14 protein-coding genes and 1 pseudogene are annotated in these 17,168 nt (G+C 52.1%); 5 read left to right on the top strand and 10 right to left on the bottom strand.

The genetic code is table 11. The annotated features are described in order from the left end of the window. The first annotated feature begins 33 nt into the window (after window positions 1–33). The 4 genes and pseudogenes from mtnA (at window position 34) to GYMC52_RS04575 (ending at window position 4,751) form a co-directional block, all read left to right on the top strand. Complete coding sequence (gene mtnA, locus GYMC52_RS04590) at window positions 34–1,101, top strand: S-methyl-5-thioribose-1-phosphate isomerase (protein WP_013523251.1); 1,068 nt, start codon at window positions 34–36, stop codon at window positions 1,099–1,101. Then, window positions 1,088–2,249, top strand: a pseudogene (locus tag GYMC52_RS04585) (sugar ABC transporter substrate-binding protein). The gene mtnA and the pseudogene GYMC52_RS04585 overlap by 14 nt, the downstream one beginning before the upstream one ends. Further along, window positions 2,246–3,796, top strand: coding sequence for a sugar ABC transporter ATP-binding protein (locus GYMC52_RS04580; RefSeq protein ID WP_013523249.1), 1,551 nt, complete (start codon window positions 2,246–2,248; stop codon window positions 3,794–3,796). Before GYMC52_RS04585 ends, GYMC52_RS04580 begins: the two are co-directional and overlap by 4 nt. Further along, entirely contained in the window at window positions 3,738–4,751 is a 1,014-nt protein-coding gene (locus GYMC52_RS04575; RefSeq protein ID WP_013145975.1) for an ABC transporter permease, read from the top strand. Before GYMC52_RS04580 ends, GYMC52_RS04575 begins: the two co-directional genes overlap by 59 nt. A gap of 147 nt (window positions 4,752–4,898) precedes the next feature. Here the strand turns inward: GYMC52_RS04575 and GYMC52_RS04570 are convergent, their stop codons facing one another. Next, a complete protein-coding gene (locus GYMC52_RS04570; RefSeq protein WP_013523248.1) occupies window positions 4,899–5,393 on the bottom strand; it encodes a methylated-DNA--[protein]-cysteine S-methyltransferase in 495 nt (164 codons plus the stop codon). Next, entirely contained in the window at window positions 5,383–7,599 is a 2,217-nt protein-coding gene (locus GYMC52_RS04565) for a PAS domain-containing sensor histidine kinase (RefSeq protein WP_011230445.1), read from the bottom strand. The genes GYMC52_RS04570 and GYMC52_RS04565 overlap by 11 nt, the downstream gene beginning before the upstream one ends. A gap of 264 nt (window positions 7,600–7,863) precedes the next feature. Between GYMC52_RS04565 and GYMC52_RS04560 the strand changes: the two genes are divergently transcribed. Beyond that, on the top strand, window positions 7,864–9,636 hold the full coding sequence (locus GYMC52_RS04560) for a B12-binding domain-containing radical SAM protein (RefSeq protein WP_013523247.1): 1,773 nt from the start codon (window positions 7,864–7,866) through the stop codon (window positions 9,634–9,636). Window positions 9,637–9,715: 79 nt separating this feature from the next. On the opposite strand, the gene GYMC52_RS19715 is transcribed toward GYMC52_RS04560, so the two are convergent. From GYMC52_RS19715 to GYMC52_RS04525, 8 genes are all read right to left on the bottom strand, one after another. Continuing rightward, entirely contained in the window at window positions 9,716–9,868 is a 153-nt protein-coding gene (locus tag GYMC52_RS19715) for a hypothetical protein (RefSeq protein WP_013523246.1), read from the bottom strand. Next, window positions 9,861–10,028 (bottom strand): hypothetical protein, encoded by a 168-nt coding sequence (locus GYMC52_RS19575; RefSeq protein WP_011230441.1) that lies wholly within the window; start codon window positions 10,026–10,028, stop codon window positions 9,861–9,863. The genes GYMC52_RS19715 and GYMC52_RS19575 overlap by 8 nt, the downstream gene beginning before the upstream one ends. Further along, the gene (locus GYMC52_RS19710) at window positions 10,025–10,180 is read right to left on the bottom strand and encodes a hypothetical protein (protein ID WP_013523245.1); all 156 of its coding nucleotides are present in this window, start codon (window positions 10,178–10,180) and stop codon (window positions 10,025–10,027) included. Before GYMC52_RS19710 ends, GYMC52_RS19575 begins: the two co-directional genes overlap by 4 nt. Window positions 10,181–10,396: 216 nt before the next feature. After that, window positions 10,397–11,644 carry an MFS transporter gene (locus GYMC52_RS04545; protein ID WP_013523244.1) on the bottom strand — a complete coding sequence of 416 codons (1,248 nt, stop codon included), beginning with the start codon at window positions 11,642–11,644 and terminating at the stop codon, window positions 10,397–10,399. A 171-nt stretch (window positions 11,645–11,815) separates the two neighbouring features. Next, entirely contained in the window at window positions 11,816–12,643 is an 828-nt protein-coding gene (locus tag GYMC52_RS04540) for a carbohydrate ABC transporter permease (RefSeq protein ID WP_013523243.1), read from the bottom strand. Between the two features lie 14 nt (window positions 12,644–12,657). Then, window positions 12,658–13,557 carry a carbohydrate ABC transporter permease gene (locus tag GYMC52_RS04535; protein ID WP_013523242.1) on the bottom strand — a complete coding sequence of 300 codons (900 nt, stop codon included), beginning with the start codon at window positions 13,555–13,557 and terminating at the stop codon, window positions 12,658–12,660. Between the two features lie 134 nt (window positions 13,558–13,691). Then, entirely contained in the window at window positions 13,692–14,960 is a 1,269-nt protein-coding gene (locus GYMC52_RS04530; RefSeq protein ID WP_013523241.1) for an ABC transporter substrate-binding protein, read from the bottom strand. Between the two features lie 61 nt (window positions 14,961–15,021). Next, window positions 15,022–17,118: an amylo-alpha-1,6-glucosidase gene (locus GYMC52_RS04525; RefSeq protein WP_013523240.1), complete on the bottom strand. Its 2,097-nt coding sequence runs from the start codon at window positions 17,116–17,118 to the stop codon at window positions 15,022–15,024. Window positions 17,119–17,168 lie beyond the last annotated feature (50 nt).

Raw genomic sequence — 17,168 nt, 5'->3', positions numbered from 1 at the left:
GACAAACGAAAAAAAAGAGAAAGGAAGATGGCGATGAGCACCTTTGCCATCCCACGCTCCGTTGAATGGCGCGAGACGCATGTGACGATTTTAAACCAGCAAAAGCTTCCATCCATCATCGAATATATCGACTTGCACACTCTGGAAGACGTCTATGAGGCGATTGCCACGCTGAAAGTGCGCGGCGCGCCGGCGATCGGCATCACCGCCGCCTATGGCCTGGCGCTTGCCGCACTGGGCTATGACACCAAATCGCTCGATGAATTCCGCCGCCGCTTGAAACGAGATCGTGACTACCTAGCCAGTGCCCGGCCGACCGCCGTCAACTTGTTTTGGGCGCTCGATCGGCTCGTCACCGCTGCGGCCGACGCCCTTTCCGTCAACGAGGCAAAAACGGCGCTCATCCATGAGGCGATCCGCATTCAAGTGGAAGATGAGGATGTGTGCCGCCGCATCGGCGAATACGCGTTGTCGCTCTTTCGTCCGGGCGATCGTGTGATGACGATCTGCAACGCCGGCTCGATCGCCACCACCCGCTACGGGACGGCGCTCGCCCCGTTTTATTTGGCGAAAGAAAAAGGAATCGAGCTATCCGTTTACGCCCTTGAGACACGTCCCGTTTTGCAAGGGGCGCGCCTGACCGCTTGGGAACTGATGCAAGCGGGCGTTGATGTGACGCTCATCACCGACAACATGGCGGCGCAAACGATCAAAGCGAAACAGATCAGCGCCATCATCGTCGGCGCCGATCGGATCGCGCAAAACGGCGATACGGCGAACAAAATCGGCACGTTCGGCCTGGCCTTGCTCGCGAAGTCGTTTGACATTCCGTTTTACGTCGCTGCGCCGTTGTCCACGATCGATTTGACGACGAAAACAGGTGCGGACATCCCGATCGAAGAGCGCCATCCGGATGAAGTGACCCACATCGCCGGCGTGCGCATCGCCCCGGAAGGCGTCAACGTATACAATCCGGCGTTTGACGTAACGCCAAACGAACTCATTACCGCGATCATTACCGAAAAAGGCATCATTCGCGGCAATTACAACGCAACGCTGCCATCATTATTCACAAAGGAGGAGCAACATGAAACGATTTAAGGCCTTATCTTCCCTTTTTCTTCTTTTCTTTGCCGTGTTCTCCATCTTGGCCTGGCTGCACACACGAGCAAGATGCCGTGAGCTCCAAGCCAACCAACGAAGCCAAGACCACGAACAACAAAATAGAAACGACATCCAGCCACTCGACGGCAACAAGCGACGAGCAAGCGGCCATTCCCGAAAAGTTGAAAAAGCCGGTGAAAATCGCCGCCATTATGCAACTGTCCATCGGCACGTTCTCATCGCAATACATCGCCGGCGTCAAAGAACAAGTGCAAAAATTCGGCGGCGAGGTGCAAATTTACAACGCCGACAACGATTTAACCAAAATGGCATCGTACGTTGAGACGGCCATTACACAAAATGTGGACGCCATTTTGCTTGATCACGGCCGCGCCGATGCGCTCGAAGGCCCGGTGAAAAAAGCCGTCGCCAAAGGCATTCCAGTTGTGGCGTTTGACAACGATTTGAACATTCCCGGCGTCACCGTCATCGACCAAGACGACTACAGCCTCGCCTGGAAAACATTAAAAACGCTCGCAGAAGACTTAAACGGGGAAGGCAACATCGTCACGATTTGGGTCGGCGGCTTTACCCCGATGGAACGCCGCCATGTCATTTATGACGCGTTCAAAAAACGCTATCCGAACATTAAAGAAATCGCCAAGTTCGGCACGGCGAGCGCCAACACAGCTTTGGACACACAAACGCAAATGGAAGCGATTTTGAAAAAATACCCGAACAAAGGCGACATTGACGCTGTCTTCGCAACTTGGGACGAGTTCGCCAAAGGGGCGACGCGCGCCATCGAGCAAGCCGGGCGCACGGAAATTAAAGTGTATGGCATCGATTTGAGCGATGAAGACTTGCAAATGATCCAAAAACCAAACAGCCCATGGGTGGCGACAACGGCGACCGACCCAGCCGAAGTCGGCCGCGTCCAAGTGCGGTTCGCGTATCAAAAAATCGCCGGAGAAAAAACGCCGAACATTTACTCGCTTGAGCCGCATTTAGTGAAACGGTCCGATCTTCCGGACAAACAAGTGTCGATGAATGAGCTTTCGCAATACATTCCGGGCTGGGGGCAATCCAATGTCGCCATCTCGCCGTGGATGAAAACGTTGGAAGCCCAGGTGAACAAAAAATGAACGGGTTGTCAATGCGGGGCATTGAAAAATCGTTTGGCGCCGTGCGCGTGCTTGACGGCGTGGACTTCGACGTTCGTCCTGGCGAAGTCCACGCCCTTTTAGGCATGAACGGCGCCGGCAAAAGCACGCTCATGAACATTTTGGCCGGCGCCATTCCGCCTGACGCTGGTACGATCACGATCGACGGTACGATATACACGTTTTCATCGCCGCGCGAAGCAAAACAAGCCGGCATCGGCCTCGTCGTTCAAGAAGTTGACACAGCGCTCTTTCCCGGCTTGCCGATTTACGAAAATGTAGCGGCGGACGAGTTCGTCCATGTGAAGCAACGGCCGATTCGCTCGCTGCGTCAAGAAAAAGAGCGGGCCGCCGTCCTGCTTCGCCGCGTCGGCCTGTCGTTGCCGCCGACGAAATTGGCTCGCGACTGCTCGCTCCATGAAAAGCAGCTGATTGTGCTCGCCAAAGTGCTGTCATCCAACGCGCGCTATATCATCCTAGACGAACCGACGGCCGCCTTAAGCGAGGCGGAAACAAGGCGTCTGTTTGCCATCATCGATGAACTGAAGCAGCAAGGCGTCGGCTTTATTTACATCTCTCATAAGCTGAAAGAAGTTCAGGAGATCGCCGACCGGCTGACGATTTTGCGCGACGGCCGCGTCGTCTATCACGGAGGCGCCCGCAGCCTGCCGCTTGAGGACATCATCCTTCATATGACTGGAACGAAGCGGACCGCCGCCGCGAAACAAGCACGCACATACAGAAGCGACATCGCGTTTGCCGCCCGCGGAATGTTGATCGACAAAACCGGGACAACAGTCGACCTATACGCCAACCGCGGCGAAATCGTCGGCATCGCTGGCCTCGTCGGCGCCGGCAAGACGGAGCTTGCCGAAAGCCTCATCGCCCACCGGAACACATCCGGCGAGTGGGAAATTGATGGCAGACGCTATGTGTTCTCATCGCCTTATGAAGCCATCGACGCCGGCCTTTGCCTCATCCCGGAAGAACGGCGCAAACAAGGGTTGTTTTTGCCCGAGTCAGTGAAAACGAACTTGACCGTCCGCCTTCTTTCCCGCCTGTCGCGCTGGCAATGGATCAGCCGGGCGAAAGAAGCGGCTGAAGCCGACGGGCTCGTCCGCTCGCTAGGTGTTCATCCGCCGTCAAGCGCCACGGCCGTCCGCCACTTAAGTGGCGGCAACCAGCAAAAAGTCGTCATCGGCAAATGGCTCAACACAAACGCACGCGTCTTTTTGTTTGACGAACCGACCAAAGGGATCGACGTCCATGCGAAGCAGGACGTGTTTGCCATCATCCGCTCCCTTGCCGATGAAGGAAAAACGGTGCTGTACTTTTCCAGCGAATTTCAAGAGCTGCTTGACATTTGCGACACCATCTACGTGATGGTCGACGGCCGGCTGCTCGCCCGCCTGCCGGCCGCTGAACTGACGTATGAACAGCTTGTTTACTATTGCAGCGGAGGTGAGATCCATGAACCAGCCGGCTGTTTCCACAGCGCCGTCGAAAAAAACGGCGCCGTCCATTCTTGAATGGTTGTATAAACACGGCACCTTGCTGGCCATTCTTGCCGTTATCGCCTACTTCGGCATCACGCAAGACCGATTTTTTACGTATGAAAACTTCAGTGACATTTTGCGGTCCATTTCGATCGTGACGCTCGTGGCAATCGGCATTACGTTTTCGCTCATCGTCGATGGCTTCGATTTGTCTGTCGGCTCGACGGTGAGCCTAGCGACGATCGCGAGCGCAGCGGCGCTCGTCCTGTACCGCCAAGAAATTTTCATCACCCTGCTCGTGCCGCTGTTGCTCGGCATTGCTGTCGGGCTCTTGAACTCGTTGTTGATCGTCAAATTCAAATTGCCCGATTTGCTCGCGACGTTGGCGACGATGTACGCCATTAACGGCGTGCAGCTCACCTATACGAAAGGGTTTTCGATCTACAACGACATGCCGCTGCCCGATGGCGGCACGGCGCCGGGCAAATTCATTCCTTCCTTTTTGTTTATCGGCCAGGGAGAGCTGTTCGGCGTACCGTTTTCTGTCTTGCTTATGCTGTTTGTCGTCATTGCCGCTCATCTGTTTTTAACGTACACGAAACCCGGCCGCCTCTTTTATTTGACCGGGGAAAACCGCGAGGCGGCAAGGCTCTCAGGCATCCCGGTCAACCGCTATCGGACATATGCATACGTCATCAGCGGGTTTTTTGCGGCCTTAGGCGGCATCGTCCTTGCCTCGCGCATCGGCACCGGGCAAGTGTCGGCCGGCGCCTCTCTTTTAATGGACAGCGTCGCCGCCGCTTACATCGGCTTTTCCGTCTTTGGCGCCGGCAAGCCGAACGTCATCGGCACATTGTTCGGCTCGATTTTAATGGGCGTGTTGCTGAACGGCTTGACGATGATGAACGTTCCGTATTACGCCCAAGACATTATAAAAGGCGCCATTTTAGTCGGCGCCCTCGCCTTGTCGCATTGGCAAAAAAAATAACGCCCGATCTCTGCCCCCGTGGATGTCGCCACTGGGGCAGACGCGTTTTTCTAGGCAAGCCGTCAGCCTCTTTTTCCGCCTGCTTCATTGCAGCATCCGCATACAACGCCTTCCAAACTCTTTGCCTGTTCCACGAACGCAAGAGCGTCATCTACGTAAGCGGCGCTCAAGCTCCAACAGCTTCGCCTTCACATCGGTGCGGCTTCCGGCATAGCCAATGAGAGCGCCGTTTTTGCCGACAACACGGTGGCACGGAACGAGAATCGACAGTTCATTCGCCCGGTTTGCCTGGCCGACGGCGCGCACCGCTTTCGGGCGGCCGATTTGCGCGGCGATGTCAGCGTATGTCGCCGTCTCGCCGTATGGGATGCGGCAAAGCGCCGCCCACACCTCTTCTTGGAAGGCTGTTCCCTTCCACTTCAGCGGCAAGTCAAATGCTTGGCGTCGACCGTGGAAATACTCATCCAGCTGCCTAAGCGCGCGTTCAAGAAGCGGCGACCAGCTTTTGACAGCCGGATGTTCGCCGGCGAACGCGCGCCATTCTTCTGGAAACAGCTCGACTTTGACAATCGCGTCGCCGTCGGAGGCGACGTAAATGTCGCCGAGCAGCTCTGAGCGGTATACTGCATATTCAATCGTCATCGTCGTCCTCTCTTTCCATTCGTTCGATCGGCAACGTGATATGGAACGTCGTGCCGACGCCGACTTCGCTTTCCACTTCAATTTTCCCTTGGTGCTCTTCTATGATTTTATAGCTGACCATCAAGCCGAGGCCGGTGCCGCGTTCTTTCGTCGTATAAAACGGCTCGCCAAGCTTTTTGATTTTATCTTTTGGAATGCCGCATCCTTGGTCGGTGATGGAGATGCGCACATAGCACCCGGCGCGGGTGATGCGCACCGTAATGTCCCCGCCTTTTGGCATCACTTCGATGGCGTTTTTCAAAATATTGATGAACACTTGCTTCAACTGATTCGGCTCGCAATACACCGGCGGCAGCCCGCGCTCGAAGTCGGCGATGATTTGCACGTTGTGCATCATCGCTTGGGCGCTGATCAAATCGATCGTGTCTTGCATAATTTTGCAGATATCATTTTGTTTGTACTGCACCGCCTGGGGCTTCGCCAGGACCAGAAACTCGGTGATGATCGACTCAATCCGTTTCAATTCCGACATAATGACATTAAAATACATCGAATAGTCGCCGTCAATGCTTCCTTGCAACAGCTGAATGAAACCCTTTAGCGCCGTCATCGGATTGCGGATTTCATGGGCGATGCCGGCGGCCAATTCCCCGACGACGTTGAGCGTATCCGACTTGCGCAGCTGCAGCTCCATCTCCTTGCGCTCGGTCACATCGCGCAGCATCATCATCCCGACGCCGGGAATCACTTCCTTTTTCAGTGAAAACTCAATAATTCTCCCTTTTCCCTCGTCGAAAAATTCGACCTCGCCGCTCGCTTCGCCGGTGCGTTGGCATTGTTGAAGCAGCTTATTGAGCTGGCGGCGCGCCCGCTCCGGAACGAGCTCGACCACCATTCGGCCAAGCAGCGCCTCCTTTTCGACGGAAAAAATGCCGCAGACAACCGGATTGGCGTCGATGATCCGATGCTTGGCATCCCAAAGCAAAATACCATCCATCGCATGATCGAAAATGCTCCGGAACTTTTGCTCGCTTTCGCGCAGCTCGCGCTCGATTTTCCGCCGCTCGCTCACATTGCGGAAAATCGTCAAGTGGTACCCGTCGATCGCTCCTTTTTTCATTGTGAACTCGAGCTGCTTATCCTCACCGTTCGGCATATGAAACGTCAGCTCGTCACGGATTTCCCCTTTGCGCCGGAACTCGCTGAAAATGCGTTTCACCTTTTCGTCCCCATAGTCGACAAAATCAAACAAATTGCGGCGCACAAGCAAATTCAAGGGCAGCTCAAACGTCCGGCTCGCCGCCGGATTGGCGTTCAATATGTAGCCAAAATCGTCCCAAATGAGGATCGCCTCATGCGCTTGTTCGAAAATAGCCCGGAACCGTTCTTCACTTTTTTGCAACTTGATTTCCATATTTTTTCTTTCTGTCACATCGCGCATAATGGCCATGTAAAACCCGCTATAGACGTTGGAAGTCGCCGTCAGCTCAAACATTTTCACCGTTCCGTCCGGGCGGACAAGCGACAACTCGCCTTTGGCCGTTCCCTTTTCTTTCACTTCCGCGAGCAGCCGAGCGAACTCATTGGCGCATTCGCGGGCGACGAACTGCTGAAACGACAAATTGAGCAGTTTTCCTTTTTCCAAGTTCAAGCTCATCGAAAACGCCGGATTGACATCGATAAACCGCCCAAATTCATCGAAAATGACGATGCCGTCAACGGCGCGGTTGAATACGTCGCGAAACAAAAACTCATGAATGATGCGTTCGCGCTCAAGCGCCTTATGGGCTGAGATGTCGCGCATCATGACAAGGTCAAATTCGTCGAACACATCCTTTTTCATCGAAAATTCCACATGCTTCACTTTGCCGTCCGGCAGTTTGATGAGCAGTTCATCGCTGAACGAACCAAACTTTTGCAGCATCGAGCGCTGAAACAGCAAAATATCGGGCGGCACAAGTTCGAGGAACGAAGAAAACGAATGGCCGATCAACGAAAACTTATCCATCTCAAACAGCTTGCACGCCGCTTCGTTCACATCGACAAATTCACCGTTTTTATTTAAAATCACGATCGCATCGAGCGACCGCTCAAAAATGATCGAATAACTGTTCAACCGCTCTTTTAACCGCCGATTTTCCTCTTCAAGCGACCGCACATCCGGCGATGCATTTTGTTCTTCCCGAGGAGAAAGGCTTTGGGCCATATCCATCTCTCCTTGTCTATTCAAACCATTCAACGAAATATATATTCGATGTGGAAAAATTTACTCCTCCCTTGATTTACGAAGATTTTTTAAAATTCTTTTCCACAATGTTCGACAAGTTTTTCTGCTTTTTCATTTGGCTAAACTGCATGATAGTCAACTCTCCCCCCTCGCTTAAAGCCAAATGAAAGCTTCCAATTGCATCTATAAATTATAGACAAAGGAGTTTTGCTGCTATATTATAGACAAAGGGGTTTTGTTGCGATGAACATCGTCTGTGCGACATTGAACGCCAAATACATTCATATGAATTTAGCCATCCGCTATTTAAAAGCATACGCTCAGCCCGAATTTGACGTCAAGCTTGTTGAGTATACGATCAAAGACCCGGTGCTGAACATTGTGACAGATTTGTACCAACGCCGTCCGGATGTCATCGGCTTCAGCTGCTACATTTGGAACATTGAAGAAACGATCAAAGTCGTCAAGCTGTTGAAAAAAGCAGCGCCGAATATTGTCATCGTCGCCGGCGGACCGGAAGTGTCGTACGATGTGCGTGAATGGATGGAGCGGGTGCCGGAATTGGATTTTATCGTCATCGGTGAAGGGGAAGAAACGTTTAAACAGCTGCTCTTTGCCTTAGAAGGCCGCAAAGAAGTGGCAGATGTCGCAGGGCTGGCGTTTCGCGATGGAGACCGCATCGTCATGAATCCACAACGGAACAAGCTCCGCCTTGCTGATATGCCGTCGCCGTTTCGCTTTCCGGAAGACATCCCACATCTTCCGAACCGGATCATCTACGTGGAGACAAGCCGCGGCTGCCCGTTCAGCTGCCAATTTTGCCTGTCCTCGATTGAAGTAGGTGTCCGCTATTTTGACCGTGAAAAAATCAAGGATGATTTGCGCTATTTAATGAAGCACGGAGCGCGGACGATCAAGTTCGTCGACCGGACGTTCAACATCAGCCGCAGCTATGCAATGGACATGTTTCGCTTTTTAATTGACGAACATGTACCGGGAACGGTATTTCAGTTTGAAATTACCGCCGACATTATGCGCCCGGAGGTCATCGAGTTTTTAAACAAGGAGGCGCCGCCCGGGCTGTTCCGCTTTGAAATCGGCGTCCAGTCGACAAACGACGAAGTGAACCGTCTCATTATGCGCAAGCAAAACTTCGCAAAACTTTCGCGAACGGTGACGATGATTAAAGAAGGCGGGAAAATCGCCCAGCATTTGGATTTGATCGCCGGTCTGCCCGAAGAAGACTACAACTCGTTCCGAAAGACGTTTAACGACGTGTTCGCCCTTCGCCCGGAAGAACTGCAGCTTGGCTTTTTGAAACTGCTGCGCGGCACTGGGCTGCGCCTGCGCGCCGAGGAGTACGGCTATGTGTATATGGACCATGCGCCATACGAAGTGCTCGCCAACAACGTCTTGTCGTTTGATGACGTCATCCGCATCAAGCAAGTGGAAGACGTGCTCGAAAAGTATTGGAACGCCCATCGAATGGACGAAACGATCGAGTACTTGGTGACCGATGTGTTCCCATCGCCGTTTGACTTTTTCCAGCAGTTTGGCACGTATTGGGATGAGCGCGGCTGGGCGCGCATTGGCCATCAGCTTGAGGATTTATTCCGCCGCCTGCATGAGTTTTTACGTACGTGTGCGCCAGAGGCCCTGCCTGTCGCCGAATCGCTCATGAAATACGACTACTTGCGTGGACAAAAGCATAAGCCGCGCAAGCCGTGGTGGGAAGAAAAAACGGAGAAAACGACACGCACGACCGTCTACCGCGCGCTGCTTGAGCGCCCCGAGGCGCTTGGGGAGGACTTTGCCGCCCTCGGGCTCGGGGAAAAGGAATTGTTTAAACATACGGTCGTTGAAATCGTGCCGGTCGATGTCGGCCGCTATATCGCCGCGAAGCAGCTCTCGTTTGCGCCAACGGCCATCGTCGCCTATTTCGACCCGTCTGGCACAGGAGCTACGGTCTTTTCTGCACCGCTTTCCACCCTGTTTGCGTCATCCGCATCGGCTTGAACGCCCAAGCGAAAAAGAGCGCTGTTTCCAGCGCTCTTCTTTGTCCACCCACCGATCCAATCCCATCAAAACGGCGGCCTCACCGCGGCGGCTCTTTTTGTTTTGTCTCCTTCTCCTTTGCTTGCTTTTGCTCCTCGATCAGCCAAAACGGCTGATCACGAGCGAAATCGCCCCATTCAAACGCCATTTCTTCATTCGTTCGAGCGGACCGCTCCTTATGCTCTTTACCCATCGCCGCCTCCTTGTCTCCCTTTTTTCGAATTGCGGTTCGCACCGCGGATCATGTCCTCCTCGCCGGCATATTGTGCCGCAAATTCGGTATCCGGCAAACTTTCCGTTGGCGTTTTATTGTTGTTTTTCGCTGCATCAAATTTCACTTTTCGCTTCATCATCGTTTCGTCTCCTCCTCATCAACCGTTTTCCGCTCATAAGCGACAAGCACAATTTCTTCTCCTGTTTCTTCACGCAGCCGCTGTTCGAGTTGCTGGAGCTGGCGAAGCGTCCCGTCATGAAGACGAGCGACTGGAAATGCGACGTTGGCCACACCCATCCTCCTTTCGCATTTTTTCTTATCATGCCTCGTTCAGGTGCGTTTTATCATAGTTCCGAAAGAAGACTCCCACTTCAAGCAAAGCGAAGCGGGAGTAGTTCACGCGTCTCCATAGCCGGTACATCTCCCGTCTGTCATCATCTGATCCAGAGGCTTTCATTCGGCAAGAAAGAGGGAAATTGAAAACGCCCCACTGTCCCATATTTCCCTTCATGACAGCTTTTCTCTTTGAGCATGTTCAGGATGAATGAGCCAAACAGCCATGCTACCGGCGATCAGTGCTAGTGCGCTGAGCACCAAAAGAAGCCAACTTGCACCATTTTTCATCAGCCATGCCGCCAGCGGCGGTCCGGCAGCCACCCCGATAAATCGAAGTGAACTGTAAAATGACGTCACCGTCCCACGCTCGCTTCTCTCAATTCCTTCCGTAATCAGCGCATCCAAGCATGGAAGCGCGGCGCCAATGCCGATGCCGGCAGCCGAAAACAACGCCATCCAAACAGAGAGAGACGGATGAAACGAAATGATGGCCAACGATGCAGCTGACAAGAGGCAACCGGCGACCGCTCCCCATTTCATCCGTTTTTTCCGGCCGCCAATCGCTTTCCCAGCGGCAAATGAGGCGAGGCAGAGCGCTCCGAGCGGGATGGCGAGCATCCATCCTTTCTTGATTCCGTCAATGCGATAAACGTCTTCAAGACGGTTGGAAAGAAAAAACAAAAAGGCAAATAACACGAGCATCAATAAACCACCGATCATAAAAACACCAACAAGCCAGCGCCCTTCGCGGCGGAAAATTGCCGCCACCGCTGCGGCAAAATCCCGAAACGGCTGCGGCTGCTCCCGCCGCACTGACGCTTGGACGGACCAAATCATCAGTGCCGCTGACAGCAGACAAAAGACGGGAAACGAAAAAAACGGCAAAAACCAAACAATCCCGGCCAGCATCGCCCCGAGAATCGGGCTCAACACTTTGCCAAACGTATTCGCCGTTTCAACCACTCCCAACCAGCGGCTCGCCTCATCATCATCCGGAAACAAATCACCAACAAGCGGCAAAACGATCGGAAACGCCCCTGCCGCCCCGAGCCCTTGCAGCATGCGCCCGGCGATCATCCAGCCGTACGGGTCGCTCACCCGCCAAGCAGCCCATCCCGCCAGCCCCCCTCCCGCGGCCGCCAGCAACAGGCTTGGAATGATGACCATTTTTCTCCCGATGCGGTCGCTTATATATCCGGCCAGCGGAATCAACAAAATGGCGACAACGGAATACATCGTGATCAGCAGGCTCGACTGCAGCGGCGTGATGCCGAGATGCCGTTCCATCGCCGGCAGCACCGGGATGAGCATCGAATTGCCCAGCGTCATGACAAGCGGAATCGAGGCAAGCGCAGCGACCGCCCACCCCCGACCGGCCTGCCTCCCTGCCGGTTTTGGCAGCCGCATCGTCCATTCCATCGCTTTAGATTCCTTTCCTAATGGAGTCTATATTTCCACCTATATGATGTACGTTTTTTTTATGGATATGCCGAATGAAAAAGGGCTGCCGCCAAAGGAGGACAACCCCCCGTTTGGCGAACAGCCCATTCTTCTTGCATTAATCAGGAAACCATTGGTGCAAAACACCTATTATTTCCCGCCTGTGAACGAAATTCCTTTGATAAAGTAGCGGTTGAAAAAGGCGTAAATGACCAACACCGGCAGCGTAAACACCATGGATGCCGCCATAATGTAGTTCCAATAGCTGATGTACTGTCCTTTGAAGCTGTTGAGGCCAAGCGGCAGCGTAAACAGCTGCGGATCGGACAAAGTAATGAGCGGGCGCATGAAATCGTTCCACGAACCCATGAAGACGAAAATGGCTTGAGCCGCCAAAGCCGGACGGGCAAGCGGCAATACGATTCGGAAAAAGATCCCGAACCGCCCGAGGCCGTCAAGCTCCGCGGCCTCTTCCAATTCTTTCGGGAAGTTGATAAAAAACTGCCGCATCATGAAAATAAACGTAGCGTTCACCATCGTCGGCACGATCATCCCTTGATACGAGTTCAGCCAGCCGAGCTGTTTCAAAATCAAATAATTTGGAATCATCGTCACTTGCGCTGGAATCATCAAGACAGCCAAAATGATCAAAAACAGCGGTTTTCTGCCGGGAAATTGCAGTCGGGCCAACGCATAGCCAGCCATAGAGTTGAACAATAAATTCAGCACTGTCACAGTTCCCGCAACCACGACACTGTTTAGCAGCCAGCGCGGAAATAGCTCCTGTTCGACAAAAATCTGCTTATAATTATCAAGCGTAAACTTTTTCGGAATAAAAGACATGGTTCCGCTCACAATTTCTTCAAGCGTCTTAAACGACGAGGACAGCGCCCATAAAAACGGAATCATCGTAATCACCGCATATGCGATCAAGATCGCATACAGCAGAAACTTTCCAATGCCCATTTTCTTTTTCATCCATGTTCATCCCCTTAATAAAGAGACTCTTCTTTTGACAACTTCCGTTGCAACAATGTCGCGATGAAAATCAAAATCGCTAACGCAAATGCAAGCGCAGCGGCATATCCCATTGTCTCTAATGTTTTAAATGCATATTGGTAAATCAAAAGCACAACCGTCAACGTCGAGTTGTTCGGACCGCCGGAACCGCCCGAGAAAATATACGATTGGTCAAACAGCTGGAATGTCCCAATCAGCCCCATGATCACGACAAATGAGGTCACCGGCCGCAAATAGGGAACGGTTATATGCCAAAACTTTTGCCAGGCGCTGGCTCCGTCCAGCTCCGCTGCTTCATATAATGAATCAGGGACATCTTGCAGCGCGGCGAGATAAATGACCATAAAATACGGCGCTGTCGCCCAAATGTTCATGATCATAATGGCATTCAATGCTACATCGGGATCGCCGATCCAGTTATATGTCGGCAAACCAACCGCTTTCAATACGTGATTGATAAGTCCATTTTGGTTGTACATCCACATGAAAATGAGCGTCAGCACGGCCGAGGACGTCAACGTCGGCAAAAAGTACACAATGCGGAAAAACTTTTGTCCCTTGAGCCCTGCATTTAATGTCGCCGCTAATACAAGCGCTAAAATGGTCTGGCAGGGAACGACAATGACGACATATTTCAGCGTGTTCCATAACGCGATTTTGGCCCGAGTATCATCGGCCATGCGCTTGAAATTGTCCAACCCGACGAACTCAAACGAAGTCGTACCCAACAATTGCACTTTGTGAAAGGCCAGAAAAATCGCAAACAAAATCGGGCCGATAATAAAAAGAAGCAGCACAAATAAAGTAGGAGACAAAAACAGGTAGCTTGCCCCCGCTTCGCGCCACATTCGCTTCGTTGACATTCTTTTCATCTTATTCCCTCTCCTTGCCGAGAATCGAAAATCGCTATTCCTCTCTTTCTAACGCAGCCGAAAACAGCTGCGGTTAGAAAGAAAGGAACAGCTCCCTGGCAGAGCATGCCCCATCTGCCAGGGGGTGATTCGCCTTATTTGCTCTCGATTTCGCTATTCGCCGTTTTTTGCGCTTCTTTCAATGCCTCAGCAAGCGGACGTTCACCGAGGAAAGCGCTGACAAATTGGTTATTGAAGTTGTTCATAATAATCGGCAAGTTCGTTCCGTTTTGCCATACAGTTGCATACGATGCTCCAGCGACTAATGGCGCCCGCAACGGATCTTTGTCAAATCCCAATTCAGCAGCGACCGATTTCCGCGTCGGCAAAGCATACCCCTTGCTCGTCCATGTTTTCATGCCTTCTTTGCCAGTCAAATACGAGATGAGCTCCCAAGCCGCTTCTTTCTTTTTCGAGTCTTTGTTCATGACATAAGCCACTGTGTACGCCATCGTCGCCTTTTTGCCATTGATCATTGGAACTTCCGCTGTACCGAATTCTAAATTCGGGAACGTGTCTTGTAAAAATGGAATCGCCCAGTTCCCTTCAATCACCATAGCAGCTTTGCCTTGCCCGAACATCTCGCCGCCCCATGTCGCCCCAACTTCATTCGGTTGGGCCGCCGACTTATCTTTTAAGTGCATATCAACGATCGGCTGGAGCGCCTCGACGACTTTCGGATCGGCAAAGCTCGCTTTATTATCCGTCACAACTTTGCCGCCTTTGGATTCAGCAATGTAGTATAAGCGAGCCAGTTCCGGTGCAACGCCAAATCCGTATACTTGCTTCCCTTTTGTCAGCTTTTTCGCCACTTCCCGCAGTTCATCCCAAGTTTTTGGGACTTCAACGCCTGCTTCTTCGAACATCTTTTTATTGTAAAACAGTGCTAGCGTCGAATAGTCTTTCGGGAATCCGTAAATTTTCCCGTCTTTCCCTTTAAACGCATCAAGCATCGGCTTTTCAAAATCGTTAATGTCAAAATCGTCCGTTACATATTTGTCAAGCGGCTCAAGCGCCCCTGTTTCAATCAGAGCTGGGGCTTCAAATGCATCAAGGTAAAACACATCCGGCCCTTGCCCACCCGCTAAACGGGTTTTGATGACATCCATATACTGGTCGGCAATGACTTCATACTTGACCTTAATATTAGGGTGTTTTTTCTCAAAATCGTCAAGCGTTTGTTTCAACAACTTTTGCTCCGTTGGGTTGCCGCCCCAGCCAGCTAACGTGACTTCTACTTTCTCGCCTTGCTTACTCCCCCCGTTTGCCTTCTCACTTTTCTCACCACCGCCGCAACCGGCCAAAAGGCTGCCAAACAGCATCGTTGTGATGCCTAGCGCTGCCATCCACTTTGTTTTGCCCATGTAAACAACCTCCCCTAAAAATTGGTTTATATACACAGGGAAAGGAATGCTTCCCCTGCTGTTAACGAAGGACAATATCCCAACCCGTCGTATTCTCATCGATTTGGACATGGAAGTTATCCTGTTCACGGGTAACCGTCAATGACAACCGTCCGCCGCCGATTAGGATGTTTTCCACACGCAACATATTCATCGAATCAAGCAACGTCGGCGACAAATAAATATTCTTTTCCAACGCATTAGGAAACAATCCTAATAACGCCTGAACAAACACAAGCGGCGTCCCAGCCGCCCATGCTTGCGGCGAGCAGGCGACAGGATAGCGGACCGGTTTTCCCTCTGACCGGCTGTAGCCGCAAAACAACTCCGGCAAGCGATCATACTCAAAATGCATCGATGCTTCCATGAGTCCTTCAATGACCGTCTTTGCCTCGCGCCGCCGCCCCAGTTTGCTTAAGCCAAGCAAAATGAGGCTGTTGTCATGCGGCCAAATGCTTCCATTATGATAGCTCATCGGGTTATATCCCGCTTCTCCTTCGCCCATCGTCCGGATGCCGTAACCCGAAAACATTTTTTCCGAAAGAAGGGTGTCAATGACGGCATCCGCCCGCCTTCCTTCGAGCATTCCTGAAAACAGCACATGACCTGGGTTCGATGTAATCGTTCTGACAGGGGCTTTGTTTTCATCTAACGCAAGAGCATAAAATTTCCGATCTTCCATCCAAAACTGTTCTTCAAAGCGCTTTTTCAAAGCTTCCGCCTGCGTTCGAAGCGCTTCTGCTTTTTCCACTTCCTGAAGCTGTTCGAAAATGTCGGCAAGCCCCATTTTGGCGTGATAAACGTAGCCTTGGACTTCAACAAGGGCGATCGGCGCGCGGGCATACTCGCCGTTTTCGTGCACAATCGAATCGCCTGAATCTTTCCATCCCTGATTGGCAATCCCCTTGCTCGATTCCTGGAAATACTCGACAAATAAATCGCCGTCGCGGTCGCCATACCGGTCAATCCAATGGAGCGCCGCATCAATGTTGGATCGAAGCTGCCGGACGAGATCGAAGTTGCCGGTCCATTTGACATACTCCACCAACAGAACTAAAAAGAGCGGCGTCGCATCGATCGTTCCGTAATAAGGGGTAAACGGAATTTGATTCGTATTGGCCAACTCACCGAATCGGATTTCATGCATGATTTTTCCAGGCTGTTCATCGCGCCACGGGTCTACTTTCGTTCCCTGATAGCGGGCCATTGTCAACAACGTGCCTTTGGCTATTTCATGGTTGAACGGGAGCAGCTGCAAGGCCGCAATCAAACTGTCCCGGCCGAAGGGAACGCCAAACCACGGAAGTCCGGCCACCGGAAATGGCCCACAGCCAAGATCCGTAAGCAGCACCCGCAAATCCCCAATGCCCCGGCGGACTAAACGCTCAAACTGTCGTTCGTCCGTGATGACGTTCGCTGTTTCCCCTTCCCAACGCTGATAGGATTCTTGCAATCGTTGAAGCGCCTGTTCAGGCGGAATGACCTCCACTCTGCCTGTTTTGCCGGTGATCGGTTCGACCATCAACGTAACCGTCTGCTCTTCCGCCCGGTCGAGCGCAAAGTCAAAAACAATTTCTCCATGTTCCTTAACGGTTTTCTCCTCTCGATCCCAGCTGACCTTCGTTGCCCGTTCCACTCCGTCGGCTCCCTCGTAATGGAACGTGAGCGAACGTTTTCCAATGGTCTGGCCTGTCCGCTTTCCCACCTCTCCTGTCTGAAAGCCGCGAACGATAAACATATCGGCAAAATCGGCATCCATGTGCACGCTGATTTCCAATTGCACCGGCTTGGGATGATAATTTTTCAGCTTAATGGTTTCATAGAGCACACCCGCATAAATAAATCGTTTGCGCTCAATTTCGACGGATTCGCGCCACAAAATCAGCTCTCCGTCCCGTTCAATATGAGGGTTTGTCAATAAAATGGTAGCGACATAATTTTGTGCCGCATCAGACGCCAGCAGCACGGGTTCTTCCCCATTGATGCGCAAACTCCATTTGCTCAAAAAACGGGTGTCTTTTGTATACAGCCCTAATCCGTACGGATGATGTTCAGGGATATTCCCGTCTTGATCCGTCAATAAAAACACATCGTTTTCTTTAATCACTCGATAATCCATGTTGCTTCCCCCTGATTCTAGGTTGTCATCATCGGCTCAACAGCACGATG

The organism is Geobacillus sp. Y412MC52 (assembly GCF_000174795.2).
Taxonomy (GTDB): Bacteria; Bacillota; Bacilli; order Bacillales; family Anoxybacillaceae; genus Geobacillus; species Geobacillus thermoleovorans.
Note: the sequence above shows the minus strand (reverse complement) of the source record. Positions and strands in the feature narration are given on the sequence as shown.